The sequence below is a fragment of the Rossellomorea arthrocnemi genome (assembly GCF_904424705.1).
In the GTDB taxonomy this organism is placed as follows: Bacteria; Bacillota; Bacilli; order Bacillales; family Bacillaceae_B; genus Rossellomorea; species Rossellomorea arthrocnemi.
In genome coordinates, this window is record NZ_CAJGBF010000016.1 from 21887 (window position 1) to 35172 (window position 13286).

At 43.6% G+C, this 13286-nt stretch carries 13 protein-coding genes; 8 read left to right on the forward strand and 5 right to left on the reverse strand.

The genetic code is table 11. The features are described 5' to 3' along the window. The first annotated feature begins 168 nt into the window (after window positions 1-168). The 7 genes from BAA9072_RS17890 (at window position 169) to BAA9072_RS17915 (ending at window position 6970) form a co-directional block, all read left to right on the forward strand. A complete protein-coding gene (locus BAA9072_RS17890; protein ID WP_201716051.1) occupies window positions 169-639 on the forward strand; it encodes a DinB family protein in 471 nt (156 codons plus the stop codon). A 131-nt stretch (window positions 640-770) separates the two neighbouring features. Then, complete coding sequence (locus tag BAA9072_RS24345; protein ID WP_230980930.1) at window positions 771-1379, forward strand: metallophosphoesterase; 609 nt, start codon at window positions 771-773, stop codon at window positions 1377-1379. Beyond that, the gene (locus BAA9072_RS24350) at window positions 1376-2158 is read left to right on the forward strand and encodes a 5'-nucleotidase C-terminal domain-containing protein (RefSeq protein WP_230980931.1); all 783 of its coding nucleotides are present in this window, start codon (window positions 1376-1378) and stop codon (window positions 2156-2158) included. Before BAA9072_RS24345 ends, BAA9072_RS24350 begins: the two co-directional genes overlap by 4 nt. 149 nt (window positions 2159-2307) lie before the next feature. After that, window positions 2308-3270 carry an alpha/beta hydrolase gene (locus BAA9072_RS17900; protein WP_201716052.1) on the forward strand — a complete coding sequence of 321 codons (963 nt, stop codon included), beginning with the start codon at window positions 2308-2310 and terminating at the stop codon, window positions 3268-3270. Between the two features lie 15 nt (window positions 3271-3285). After that, on the forward strand, window positions 3286-4380 hold the full coding sequence (locus BAA9072_RS17905; RefSeq protein WP_201716053.1) for a threonine aldolase family protein: 1095 nt from the start codon (window positions 3286-3288) through the stop codon (window positions 4378-4380). A 215-nt stretch (window positions 4381-4595) separates the two neighbouring features. Then, a complete protein-coding gene (locus tag BAA9072_RS17910; RefSeq protein WP_201716054.1) occupies window positions 4596-5993 on the forward strand; it encodes an FAD-binding oxidoreductase in 1398 nt (465 codons plus the stop codon). Further along, a complete protein-coding gene (locus BAA9072_RS17915; protein ID WP_201716055.1) occupies window positions 5990-6970 on the forward strand; it encodes a bile acid:sodium symporter family protein in 981 nt (326 codons plus the stop codon). Before BAA9072_RS17910 ends, BAA9072_RS17915 begins: the two co-directional genes overlap by 4 nt. A gap of 480 nt (window positions 6971-7450) precedes the next feature. Here BAA9072_RS17915 and BAA9072_RS17920 read toward each other — a convergent pair whose 3' ends face one another. From BAA9072_RS17920 to BAA9072_RS17935, 4 genes are all read right to left on the reverse strand, one after another. Further along, window positions 7451-8458: a FecCD family ABC transporter permease gene (locus BAA9072_RS17920; protein ID WP_201716056.1), complete on the reverse strand. Its 1008-nt coding sequence runs from the start codon at window positions 8456-8458 to the stop codon at window positions 7451-7453. After that, on the reverse strand, window positions 8455-9462 hold the full coding sequence (locus BAA9072_RS17925) for a FecCD family ABC transporter permease (protein ID WP_201716119.1): 1008 nt from the start codon (window positions 9460-9462) through the stop codon (window positions 8455-8457). The genes BAA9072_RS17920 and BAA9072_RS17925 overlap by 4 nt, the downstream gene beginning before the upstream one ends. Before the next feature lie 69 nt (window positions 9463-9531). Beyond that, on the reverse strand, window positions 9532-10458 hold the full coding sequence (locus BAA9072_RS17930; RefSeq protein ID WP_201716057.1) for an iron-hydroxamate ABC transporter substrate-binding protein: 927 nt from the start codon (window positions 10456-10458) through the stop codon (window positions 9532-9534). Further along, on the reverse strand, window positions 10409-11254 hold the full coding sequence (locus BAA9072_RS17935) for an ABC transporter ATP-binding protein (protein WP_201716058.1): 846 nt from the start codon (window positions 11252-11254) through the stop codon (window positions 10409-10411). Before BAA9072_RS17935 ends, BAA9072_RS17930 begins: the two co-directional genes overlap by 50 nt. A 193-nt stretch (window positions 11255-11447) precedes the next feature. On the opposite strand from BAA9072_RS17935, the gene BAA9072_RS17940 reads away from it, so the two are divergent. After that, window positions 11448-12497 (forward strand): NAD(P)/FAD-dependent oxidoreductase, encoded by a 1050-nt coding sequence (locus BAA9072_RS17940; protein ID WP_201716059.1) that lies wholly within the window; start codon window positions 11448-11450, stop codon window positions 12495-12497. Between the two features lie 32 nt (window positions 12498-12529). Here the strand turns inward: BAA9072_RS17940 and BAA9072_RS17945 are convergent, their stop codons facing one another. Beyond that, entirely contained in the window at window positions 12530-13234 is a 705-nt protein-coding gene (locus BAA9072_RS17945) for a DUF421 domain-containing protein (protein ID WP_201716060.1), read from the reverse strand. Window positions 13235-13286 lie beyond the last annotated feature (52 nt).

Consider the following 13286-nt stretch of genomic DNA (forward strand, 5'->3'; position numbering starts at 1 on the left):
AGATTGAAAGAGGTGCCAGGCACGGAACGGTCATTCTGTGCCTGGCACCTTTTGATATTGGGGGATTCAGCAAACGAAAAAAAAGTAAAATTTCTATAAAACGAATGGAATGTGGCAATGGTAATCTCCATGTATAATGAGTGGTAAACGGTCATTAGGAGAATGAATATGAATGTATACTGTCAAAAGACGCTGCATCAAATCGAGGTAGCCGTTAATTCGATCATTGAAATCATGGATGAACTAACAGATGAAGACTTAACAAGGAGACCTACCCCTCAGAAGCATTCCATTGGAGAGTTGATTTCGCATATTGCTCTTATTTGCAGGGCGGATTATCTCATTGCTGAGGGAGCCGGGCAAGAAGATATGAACGAATTTTATTCCAGTCATACCTTCCGTACCCTCGGTGAGATGAGAAAAGAATTACTCCATCATTTTCATTTTTTGAAAGAACAGGTTGCGGCATGGACTGACGATATGCTGATAGAAGAAACTACCTCTTATTGGGGAGTGACGTATGCCCGGTTTGAATGGCTGGTGGAAATCGCAGTCCATCTTTATCATCATAGGGGGCAGCTCCATGCAATGCTGGTTCATTGTTTGGACAGGGAACCTGGTGTATCAATGTTTGAATAATATCTTTAATCAGAGTGACACCAAGAAGACTTAATGATATGAATTTTTTTCCAGAAAAATCTTTCACCCATTTGCCATTTCCTTTACTATTAATAGAGAGAGTTTTCTGAAAAAAATGCATGGAGGTTAAGATGAAACTAAAAATAATACATACAAATGATGTACATAGCCATTTTGGAGCATTTAAAAGAGCAGCTTCCCTGATAAAAGAGTATAAAGATGAGAACACGATCATCCTGGATGGGGGTGATTTTGCCGATTTCAAAAGTATCGAGCTTCAAGGAACGAGGGGGATGGCGGCGGTTGAATTGCTTCAATCTGTCGAGTATGATGCGTTAACCATCGGGAACAACGAAATGTTCAACGGATTCGATACCCTTGAATATATGGCTGAAAATAGTCCCGTACCTTTTATCAGCAATAATCTTTACAGAAAAGACAAAGAGCTAATCAGCGGAGTGAAAACAAGTGTGATTCTGGAAAAAAGTGGCCTGCGGATTTTCATTACGGGTGCTTCCCCTGATTTACAAGGTTTCAACGATGGTCTCGGGGTACATATTACGGATTACAAAAATGCCATCAGAAAGGAACTCGAACGTCACCGTGGGACATATGACGTCTGTATACTCCTCAATCATGTGGGGACTGTTTCTGATGAGGAACTCGCAAATGAACTGGATGAAGTGGATATCATTCTATCTGCTCATGATCATCGGCTATTTACCCATGGAAGGTTGTGAATGGGACCATAATGAACAGTGCCGGCTGCTATGGAGAATACATCGGCTTACTTGAAGTGAACGTTACGAGTGACGGAATTGAACTGATCCGGGGAGAAACCATTTCGACTAAATCGTCTCCTGTGGATCAAAAAGTTGCAGATATACTGAAGAAAAATAAAGAAATCGCTATTGAGGTGTTAAGCAGACCGCTTTACACACTTGATCGATCCCTTTGGCATGATGTTATAGAAGAGAATCCGATGACAAATTTGATTGCCGATGGACTGCAGGACATGCTGAAATGCGATCTCGGTTTGATCAATAGTGGGATTGTCAACGCCGGGGCTTTTCAGAACATCAGTCATAAAAAACTCATAGAAATCTGTCCCTCCCCATTAAACCCGACTTCATATGAAATCCAGGGAAAGCATATTCGAAAGGCGATCGGGGAGTCCCTGGATCCCCAGGTTTGCCTGGCCGATGGAAGAGGTCCGGGCTTTAGGGGGAAATTCGTTGGGAGACTTCATGTTTCCGGGGCCGAAATTATTTACGATGGCCAATCAATATCTGGCATTATCATTGGGGGCGCACCTATAGAAGACGAGAAATGGTATTCCGTTGCTTCGTCTGATTATTTACAGAGGGGATCAGGTTATGAATCCCTCGGGCATGGCCGAAATGAAAAATACTTACCTGATGAAATACGCGATGTGATCAGGATGTATGGAAAACGGGCTGAATGCACTGAACGCGCCCAGGTGAAAAGGTGGAGAGAAAGCAGTAGTGTCATGGTTTAGGCTTCAATTTAAACGCTCAGTGGACCTGAGCGTTATTTAAGGTGGAGAGAGAAAGATAAGATAGGACATATGAGCATGTGTTTTTCTATGAATCTTCCCTCTTTTTCAAGTAAACTAGAGGTAACGATTTGTACGAAGGGGAACATGCCATGAAAAAGAAAATTGTGTGGATTGTGAGCAGTTTGCTCGTGTTGGTCCTGATTGTTTTGACAGTCGCCGGCAACTACTTTTATGATGTGGCGATTAATCGCAGCAATGAAGCCGTGGAGCTTTACGGTGGGACAGAAGAAGCGGTAGAAGCAGTCAGCGCTTTGGAGGAAGAACAAGAGAGATTAGAAGAGTTGCGAACCTGGACAAGTAAACGGAATTTCCAAACGGTGGAGGTAGAATCGGAGGATGGGTTGACCCTTAGAGCCCAATACCTTGAGAACGAGTCACCAAATGGGAAGACGGTGCTCCTTGCTCATGGATATAAGGGAAACAGTGAGCAAATGCCTGAGATCACAAGATTCTATTATGAAGAGGGATACAATATACTTAAACCGGATGCAAGAGGTCATGGAAAAAGTGAAGGGGACTATATCGGGTATGGCTGGGATGACAGGCTGGATGTGATAAAGTGGGTCCAACTCCTGATCAATGAAAAAGGACAGGACACCATCTTTCTACATGGCTTTTCAATGGGTGCTGCTACGGTGTTGATGACAAGTGGTGAAAAGCTACCGGATGAGGTGAAGGGGATCATTGCGGACAGCGGGTATACATCTGTCGATGAAGAACTTGCCCACCAATTGAAGTACCTTTATCGCTTACCTGCATTTCCGATTATGGATATTACGGGTGTAGTGACAAAGGTAAGAGCGGGTTATACATTTAAAGAGGCATCTGCACTGGAGCAGGTAAAGAAGAACCGTCTGCCGCTATTCATCATACACGGCGATAAGGATGAGCTTGTCCCTACGGAGATGGCCCAACGCTTGTATAAGGCAGCGGGCGGTGTGACAGAATTATGGATTGTTCCCGGTGCCGGTCACACGGAAGGGTTCACAGTGCAAGAAGAAGAATACAAGAGACGGATCAAGGGGTTCATGGCCGAGGCGATGAAATCATAGAAGAGGTGAATAGTGATGGGAGAAAATAGGTTATTAGAGGCGTACAAAGATGCTCTATATTCTATACAGGGGCATGGAAAAAGGAATCTTGATGTTCTGAAAGAGGCATTCGCTCAGCTGGATGGTGAAATGGAAAGCGATATGTATGGATCCGGAAAGATTATAGAAGATTTTCAACAGAAGGTTGCGGGCAGTCTTGGTAAGGAACGGGCTGTGTTCTTTCCCAGTGGAACGATGGCCCAGCAAATCGCCCTCCGTATTTGGTGTGATCATAAAGAGGTTCCGAGAGTGGCGTATCATCCTTTATGTCATCTGGAAATTCATGAAGAGGATGGACTGAAGAAATTACACGGGATCGAGCCCATTTTAGTGGCGAATAAGGACCGTGTAATTGGTCTAGGTGACGTCGTTGGTCTGAAGGATGATATTGCATGCTTATTATTGGAACTGCCTCAAAGGGAAATAGGAGGACAGCTGCCTGAGTATGAAACCCTTGAAGCCATCTCGCGTTTTTGCCGTGATAAAGGGATCAAGCTCCATCTGGATGGGGCAAGACTTTATGAAGTGCTCCCTTATTACGGGAAATCGGCTGCAGAAATATGCGATTTATTTGATAGTGTCTATATATCTTTTTATAAAGGGATCGGTGGAATTGCTGGGGCGATCCTGGCAGGCGGCGAGGCTTTCACGGAAGAATCCAAAGTATGGAAAAGGCGGCACGGCGGTGATTTGATCAGTCTTTATCCATATATCATCAGTGCCGACTACTATTTCGATCAACGCGTCAATAAGATGGATCGGTATTATGAAGGAGCCAAGGAACTGGCGGCTCATTTCAATGGATGCGAGGGGATATCGACCCTGCCGGAAAAGCCGGTTTCCAATATGTTTCACGTCTTCTTCCACTATCCCAAAACAATGGTAGAATCGATTTTAATCGATGTATATAAAGAAACAGGAGTTGGCTTAACAGGCTACGTGAAAGAGGTCAGTGAAGATGAGTGTGCCTACGAAGTAAGCACAGGGGATCAATTCGAAAGTATACCCAAAGAAAAATTAAAAACAACGTTCACCCTATTGAATGAAAAACTAAAACAAGCAAATAAATAAAAAAAAGTGGTATCGGACATATCCCGATACCACTTTTTTTAGCTTATTGAGATCAGGGACGGACCTTTGCAAAATGCCGGCATTATAAGGATTTCCCTCTAAAAACGGCGGTTTTGGAGGTCCGTCCCTCAAAAGAATTATATTTTACTATTGAAATATTCTGATTATTGGGTATAATTCGATACATTATACATTTATTGAAGGGGAGAGGGCGAATGAGTGTGAAGGTTAGTCGTTTGTTGGACGAGTTAAGGGAGGTTGTGGGCAATGGGCAGGTGACGGTGAATGAAACGATACTGGATCAGCACGGAAAGGATGAATCTTATCACTTTCCAAGTCCGCCGGATGTGGTAGTGTTTCCCCAGAGCAGTGAGGACGTGAGTGCGGTTGTGAAAGTGGCATCTGCTCACCGTATACCTATCATTCCATTTGGACTCGGCACCAGTCTTGAGGGACATGTGATCCCATATGATAAAGGGATCACGATTGATTTTTCTCAAATGAATAAAATTCTTGAGGTGAGGGAGAAAGATTTCCTCGTGAAGGTTCAACCAGGTGTGACACGTTCTCAGCTGAATAAAGAATTAAAAAAATATGGCCTCTTTTTCTCGGTGGATCCAGGTGCAGATGCGACTCTCGGTGGAATGGCGGCGACCAATGCCAGCGGGACGACTTCTGTGAAATATGGTGTCATGCGTGATCAAGTGCGTGATCTGGAAGTGGTACTCCCTGATGGGGAAATAATCCACACGGGGAACATGGCGCAGAAATCCTCCTCAGGGTATCACTTGAACAGTTTATTTGTAGGATCTGAGGGGACGTTGGGATGTATCACGGAATTAACTCTTCGCGTATATGGGATACCAGAACATATAGTAGCCGCAAGAGCCACATTCAATCAAATTGATGAAGCGGTGGAAGCGGTCGTATCCATTTTGCAGGCGGGCATTCCGATTGCCAGGTGCGAGCTGGTGGATGAACCTTCGATGGTACAAGTAAACCGATTTAGTGAAACGGATTATCAAGAAAAACCTACTCTATTCCTTGAGTTTCATGGTAATGAAGCAGGTCTGAATCAAGATGTTGAATTTACAAAAGAGATCGTGGCAGACCATAAATGTGAAGGCATTGTCTTTGAAGAAGATACAGCATCCCGGAATAAACTGTGGGAGGCGAGACATAATCTTGCCTATGCATATGTGCATGGACATCCAGGAAGGAAACTCATGGTGACAGATGTTTGCGTACCTATTTCAGAATTATCCGGTGCGGTTCAACATGCTCGAAAGAAACTTGAAGAATTAGAGCTCATAGGAGGAATCCTTGGACATGTGGGAGATGGGAATTATCATACCTCACTCATGATTGATTTGAGTGATCCCGATGAAATGAAGAGGGCTGGAATATATAACGAATTGATTGTGGAATATGCCCTTGAACGGAACGGGACATGTACGGGAGAACATGGCGTTGGTGTAGGGAAGATGAAGTATCAAGAGCGTGAGCACGGCGGTGCCTTGAGAGTCATGGAGAAAATCAAACTTGCACTTGATCCGGATGAAATCTTCAATCCTCATAAACTAGTACATAAAAAGAAGGAGGAACGAAAATGAAACTACTTGAAACCATCAGCAATCTAGCAGGGAAGTACTTTGCGGTATGGGTTATCCTGGTAGCGGCTGTCGCTTTCTTTATTCCAGCCCCATTTCTGCCCTTGGGCGCTTATATTACGATTCTGTTAGGTGTGGTGATGTTCGGGATGGGGCTCACTTTAAAGCCTGTGGATTTTCAACTGGTGCTAAAGAAACCACTTCCTGTCATCACTGGGGTCATGGCACAATTTCTCATTATGCCAATTGGTGCCTTTTTGATTGCATACATACTTGGTCTGCCGGCTGAACTGGCAGCCGGGTTGGTTCTATTAGGTTCTGTTCCCGGTGGTACGGCATCCAACGTCATGGTATATTTGGCAAAAGGAAATCTGGCATTGTCCGTCGCCATGACCTCACTGTCGACGCTTTTGGCACCTATCGCAACACCCCTGATCCTTCTGGGATTGGCTGGCCAATGGCTTCCCGTCGATCCGGCGGCAATGTTCCTATCAATCGTGCAGGTGATCATCCTCCCGATTACGTTCGGATTGATCATACGGAAATTATTTCCGAGAGCTGTGGAAAAAAGTTTGAATGTCATCCCACTCATTTCAGTTCTGGCAATCATCATCATCGTTTCAGCTGTTGTTTCAGCAAATGTTGAAAATATCGCTTCATCAGGAGCCATCATTTTCACGGCTGTGATCCTTCATAATCTATTTGGACTTGGCCTTGGATATGGCACAGGTGTCCTGATGAAACTGGATGAAGGGACGAGACGGGCCATTTCCATTGAAGTGGGGATGCAGAACTCCGGACTCGGTGTGGCCCTGGCCACTGCTCACTTTGGCCCTCTTGCTGCCCTGCCAAGTGTCATTGCAGCTGTATGGCATAATATTTCAGGACCGATCCTTGCTACATTTTGGAGTAAGAAGCCTGTGGATGTTGATGTAGAGGAGGAATATAGTAGTGGAGCGGTCAGCCCGACGGTGAGATAAAGAAAATAGGGAGAGGCGGGAAATGGTGAACGTATTACATGCGTATCGTCTCACCTGAAACTGGATATGGATATTGAATCTGCTATACCTTGAAGGGAGATTTAAGTTTGCCAGGGCGGCATGAACATGGCAGAAGTAGAGAAAACGATGAGACTCCCTTTGTTCAAAAAAGTCGAAGTATCCTAAGAATATAGACCATGGTGATCGAATGAGAAATGTAGAAGCCCCTATAAAACCTTCAGAAGCCTAGCGGTTGTGACTAATAATAGAATTATGAAAGGCCGAACTCCATGTGGGACTCTGAGAAAAACTCGATCAATTGATTACCACACATACCTAACAAAAAAGGGCTGACCCTCACATTCAAGCGAGGATCAGCCCTTTTTGTCTTCCCTTTTTGAGGGACGGACCTACTAATTTGACTCATAAATACCATCAATACAACATTCTTTGGTGAAAAATGAGGTCCGTCCCTCAAATCTACTTCTTCAGCAACAGGTACATAAAGTAGGGGGCGCCGATGATGGCGATCATGATACCGGCGGGGATTCCGTCGGGTTCAAGGATGTTTCGGCCGATGGTATCTGCAAGGAGCAGAAGCCATCCTCCCAGTAATATGGCGATTGGTATGAACAGTTGATTGCGCGGTCCTACCAGTGCTTTCGCCATGTGGGGAGCCATTAAGCCGATAAAGGCGATTCCGCCTGTGACTGAAACGGCAGAGGCGGCTAAGGCAACAGCAACAATCAGCATCATGAATCGCTCACGGTTAATCGAAATTCCTACTCCTATTGAAACAGGTTCACTCAATCCCAGTAAGTTAAGCATCTGAGATTTATAGAGTGCAAACGGAATGAGAATGACAAGCCAAGGGAGAATAGCCCAAATAAACGGCCAATCTGCACCCCATATGTTCCCTGCCAGCCATTTGGCGATGAAGTCAACCTTTGCCCTTTCTGCACTGGAAATCAGAATGATCATGAGGCCTGACAAGGCCATGGAGAATCCTACTCCCACTAAGACCAACCGGACTGGCTGGATCCCATATCGCTTACTATACGAAAATAAGTAGATCAAGCAGGCTGTAAGAAGAGCCCCCGCGAAAGCGACAATCGGCAGCATATATGCAAATGACCCCGCATCGATGGGGAAGAATAAAAAGAAGACGGCAATCGCTACACCTGCTCCAGAGTTGATACCAATGATTCCAGGGTCAGCAAGGTCATTCCGTGTCATCCCCTGCAGAATCGAACCGGACAAGGCAAGGGCCATTCCTGCCAGAATTGTGATGATGATTCTCGGTAAGCGTATTGAAAAGAGGATGAACTCTTCTTTGAATGATCCATCACCCAATAGAGTGGGGATGAGCCTGCTGTATGATACAGAAGAATAACCCATTCCAATGCTGATAAAGGCTGTTGCCCCCATTAGTATGAATAAAGCTATAAGAAGCCATCGTTGTTTTTTTATCAAATCTGGATGTATCATGAGAAGCCTTTCCCTCCTTTATGTACGATGAACAGGAAGAAGGGCAGTCCCAGCATCGCGACGATCGCTGCCACAGGTGTTTCGTATGGGGCGTTGATCGTGCGTCCAAGTGTATCGGCGAGAAGCATGAATGAAGCTCCAAACAGGGAGGAGATGGGAATGATGAATCGGTAATCTGTCCCCACAACTGCCCGGACCATATGAGGAATCATCAGGCCAATGAACACCATATTCCCAACAAGTGCAACGGCTGCACCTGCGAGCAGGACAATCACGATGAAAAGAATACTTTTGACAAACGCCGTTCGTTGTCCCAAACCTACCGCCACTTCCTCATTTAAACTCAAGATCGTCAGCTGTCTGGATAATAGTAAGGATACTAATATACCAATCATAATGAACGGAACGATCACTTGCAGCTGAGACCAGGTTGTTCCGATCATTCCACCTGCTGTCCACATGGAGACATCTTTAGAAAGCTTGAAAAATAAGCCGATGCCTTCTGCAATTGCAAATAAAAAGGCAGATACAGCAGCTCCTGCCAGCACAATTCTAAAAGGAGAAAAACCGCCTCTTTTCAAGGAACTGATACCAAATACCATAAGGGCACCGGCAGCAGAACCTAGAAAGCAGGCAATCATGATCCCGTAATAGCTGATAGAGGGGATGAATGCGAGGGCGATTGCCAAGGCAGCATTCGCACCAGCTGTGAGACCGAGTAAACCGGGATCAGCCAGGGGATTCCGGGTCATTCCTTGCATGATGGCACCTGACACGGCGAGAGATGCCCCAACTACGATGGCGGCAACCTCCCGGGGAAATCGAATTTCTTGAAGAATATTGATCTTGTCACCTACAGCGGAGAAAGTCAGGGCATTCCAGACATCCCTCACTGTTGTCTCAGCAGCTCCATATATAACAGATACCAGAAAGACAGCCACAAATAGGAGGGTTGCTCCAATCAATGTATAAATAAATGGAAGTCGTTGATTTTGAGTTTTCATCATCAATCATCTTTTCTTTTTAGAGTATAGAAAAGGGGAATTCTTATCATAAGAATTCCCCTTTAAGAATTAGTTGCCTAGAAATTTCTCTTTGAAGAAGTCCAACTGGTAATCCAGTGTAAGTGGATCATTAAAGTAAAATTCCATCATATTCACTTCAAATACTTGATTGTTCTTCACTGCAGGGATGTTTTTGTATGTTTCGGTTTCCATAAAGGAGTTATCTGCTTTAGGATCTTTACTTAAGATCAGATAATCTCCTGCAAACTCGGGCATCACTTCAGTGGAAAGGGCAAAATATCCAGGTTCCAAGGCTTGTTCTTTTACTTTATCAGGCATTTTTAAATCCATTTCCTGATAAAGGATTTCAGTCCCGCGCCCCCAGTTGTTACCGTATACGTATAATTGTTTATTAAAGCTTTCAATTACCGAAACGGTCGTATCTTCACCGATTTTTGCTTTGATATCATCACCGGCAGCTTGTGCACGTTTCTTGAAATCATCCACCCATTTTTGAGCTTCTTCTTCCTTGTTTAACAGTTTCCCGATTTCGATGTGTTGTGTTAAGTAATCAACTTTTCCATATGTGTATGTAACGGTTGGAGCGATTTCATTTAATTTATCCACATTTTTAATATTGGATAAACCGATGATTAAATCAGGGTTAAGTTCGATGATCTTTTCAAGACTTTCATCTGTTACTTCTTCTACGCCTTCAAGCTCTTTATCCCATTGTGGATTCAGTTTGGACCAGGAATCAACACCCACCAGATTTACATCCAAAGCCATTACATTTCCGGCAAATGAGGATAGAACGACTACACGCTGTGGGTCTCTGGGTACTTCAACGGGACCATTTTCCGATTGGTAGGTGATGGTATCTGATTTACTATCCTTTTCTTTTGTTTCTGAACCTTCTTCTTTTGTTGAACCATTGCTGCAGGCGCTAACCAGTAACACCAATAGCAGAGTAAATGGGATGAGCCATTTTTTCATGTTGATCTTCTCCTTTGAGTAAATTATATGTGATACACATTGGCTTATTTGTTCGAGGATCTCTTCCAATTTCGGCATCAATTTGGAATACCTTCTTCAATACGTCGTGAGTGATGACTTCTTCGCAACTTCCGGATTTAACAATTTCACCTTCTTTTAAGGCTACGATATAATCCGCAAACCGGGCTGCCTGGTTTAAATCGTGCAGAACCATCACAATGGTACGTTCTTGTTCCAGGTTCAGCTTTTGCAACAGTTCAAGTACTTCGAGCTGGTGAGCCATGTCTAAATAAGTAGTAGGTTCATCGAGGAAGATGATGTCCGTTTCCTGGGCAAGAGCCATCGCTATCCAGACACGTTGACGCTGACCACCTGATAAGGCATCGACTTCTCTGTACTTAAATTCTAGAGTCCCTGTCACTTCAAGGGCCCAATTAATCACGTCAAAGTCTTTTTTCGTCAGACGTCCCATTCCTTTTTGGTGGGGGAAACGTCCGTAAGATACCAATTCACCAACCGTCAATCCGCTTGCGCTTTCAGGTGTTTGGGGGAGAATCGCCATCTTTTTAGCCAATTCCTTCGTATCGCCTTTAGAAATATTTTGACCGTCTAACACCACGTTACCGGATTGATGAGAAATGATCCGGGTAATCGCTTTCAGTAAAGTGGACTTTCCACATCCATTGGATCCGATAATCGTTGTGATTTTTTTATCTGGAATCACGACACTGAGATCCTTTACAATTAACCGTTCTCCATAGCCAATATTTAAATCATTCGTGTAGAGGCGTACCATAATATGACCTCCAAATTTAGTATAGTAAGTGAATAATATGATGATAATGATTATCAGTCTCGAACAATTTCCATACTATAATCCTTTTTTCCTAATGTCAATAGAAATTTGTATTGTCATGGGGGAAAAAAAGATGTAGGATGTAATTGAGAATGATAATCAATTATATTTGGTTACCGGGGAGTGAACGGATATGGAGAAAGAATTATTCGATGTAACAATCATTGGCGGGGGGCCGGCTGGCCTTTACTCAGCATTTTATAGCGGTCTTAGGGAAATGAAAACGAAGATTATTGAATTTCAGCCAACCCTAGGGGGGAAAATACATGTTTATCCCGAGAAGATGATCTGGGATGTAGGAGGGCTTACTCCGGTGCCAGGGGCAACACTCATCCAACAACTCGTTCAACAAGGATTAACATTCGATCCCACTGTCGTTCTAAATGAAAAAGTTGAATCAATCACATGCAATGAAGAAGGAATATTTACTCTGGAGGGGACTTCGGGTGAAAAGCATTATTCAAAAACGGTTATCGTTGCAGTGGGAAGTGGAATTATTAATCCTCAAAAGCTTGACATCGAGGGTGCAGAACGATTTGAAGTTTCCAATTTAAATTACACTGTGAAATCATTAAAAAGATTTAAAGGGAAGACGGTCATTATTTCAGGAGGAGGAAACTCTGCGATTGACTGGGCAAATGAATTAGAAGCCGTAGCCAAGAAGGTGTACGTTGCCTATCGAAAGGACGCCCTAAAAGGACACGAAGCACAATGTAACCAGTTAATGAACAGCTCGGCCACTTGCCTGCTGAACACGTCCATTTCCAAGTTGATTGCAGGTGCAGATCATGATTCCATCGAAAAGGTAGAGTTGACGAATCACCAGACTAATGAAGTATCCTATTTGTCAATTGATGAAGTAATCATCAATCATGGATATGAAATAGATACATCCTTACTTAAGAATAGCTCCTTAAATATCGACATGATCGATCAGTATTATATAGCAGGTACGACAACGAGCGAATCATCAATCCCAGGGCTTTATGCGGCAGGAGATATCTTGAAACATGAAGGAAAAGTGAATCTGATTGCCGGGGCTTTCCAGGATGCTGCGAACGCGGTTAACAAAGCGAAGCAATTCATTCAGCCCGAAGCAAATGAATTCGCCATGGTATCTTCCCATAACGATGTATTCAAGAAAAGGAATAAGGAATTGGTTAAACAGATGATGAAATCATAATGTGAAAACTCCCTCCGATTGTGGAGGGAGTTTCATTTATACAAATAGATTCTTATTTGAGCTTGCTTATCCATCGTTGCCAGCAAGACCTCATGTACTGTTACATTATAAGATTTTTTCAACTGTTCATGCAGCCAGAATTCGTTTTGGTTCAGCTTCTGTAATTCTGAAAGATTGATTCGGCCATCTTCAATAACAGGGGCGGGGAGGTCAAATGGTTTAAATGGGAGTGAGAGCTCCTGATGCGTAACAGGTTGATACTGTGGCTTGAGAAAAAATGAAATCTCTCCTCCCGGCTCCCACAGAGCTATCGCAACTTTATGAACTTCTTCGATCTGCTGTTTCCTTAATTCAGATAACAGACTTTCTAAGGGAATTCTTGCTTTCTTGAGATTTTTATATAAGATTTCTCCATTATTTATGATTGAGATAGGGGAAGGGTCGAGTACCTTTCGTATGAAAGTTGAATGCAGACTGAGGTAAACCCCCACTAGATAGAGGAAAACCAATGTACCCATAGTGAGCATAGACCCTTTCATTCCTAACCCTTCGTCGGACAAGGGGTGAGCCATTATATTCCCTATTAAAAGTGCCATAACAAAATCAAGGAATCGTAGCTGAGAAATGGACCGTTGTCCCATTAATTTGGCTATGAGAAGTAAAAAAATGAAACCTAAAGCAGCACGGAAGATCCATTCGACGGCAGTTAGTGATTCCTGACTCATGAAGAAATCCAATACACACGTCCTCCTTCTTAATTAACTGCCATTTAGTCTCTCCAAAAAGCAC

Bases quoted from the DNA above. Each gene is read 5' to 3' on its own strand.
- BAA9072_RS17935 (WP_201716058.1), bottom strand. From the start codon at position 11,254: ATGGTACGCCTCTACACGAATGATTTAAATATTGGCTATGGAGAACGG.
- BAA9072_RS17930 (WP_201716057.1), bottom strand. From the start codon at position 10,458: ATGAAAAAATGGCTCATCCCATTTACTCTGCTATTGGTGTTACTGGTT.
- BAA9072_RS24345 (WP_230980930.1), top strand. From the start codon at position 771: ATGAAACTAAAAATAATACATACAAATGATGTACATAGCCATTTTGGA.
- BAA9072_RS17925 (WP_201716119.1), bottom strand. From the start codon at position 9,462: ATGAAAACTCAAAATCAACGACTTCCATTTATTTATACATTGATTGGA.
- BAA9072_RS17920 (WP_201716056.1), bottom strand. From the start codon at position 8,458: ATGATACATCCAGATTTGATAAAAAAACAACGATGGCTTCTTATAGCT.
- BAA9072_RS17900 (WP_201716052.1), top strand. From the start codon at position 2,308: ATGAAAAAGAAAATTGTGTGGATTGTGAGCAGTTTGCTCGTGTTGGTC.
- BAA9072_RS17940 (WP_201716059.1), top strand. From the start codon at position 11,448: ATGGAGAAAGAATTATTCGATGTAACAATCATTGGCGGGGGGCCGGCT.
- BAA9072_RS17910 (WP_201716054.1), top strand. From the start codon at position 4,596: ATGAGTGTGAAGGTTAGTCGTTTGTTGGACGAGTTAAGGGAGGTTGTG.
- BAA9072_RS17915 (WP_201716055.1), top strand. From the start codon at position 5,990: ATGAAACTACTTGAAACCATCAGCAATCTAGCAGGGAAGTACTTTGCG.
- BAA9072_RS17890 (WP_201716051.1), top strand. From the start codon at position 169: ATGAATGTATACTGTCAAAAGACGCTGCATCAAATCGAGGTAGCCGTT.
- BAA9072_RS17905 (WP_201716053.1), top strand. From the start codon at position 3,286: ATGGGAGAAAATAGGTTATTAGAGGCGTACAAAGATGCTCTATATTCT.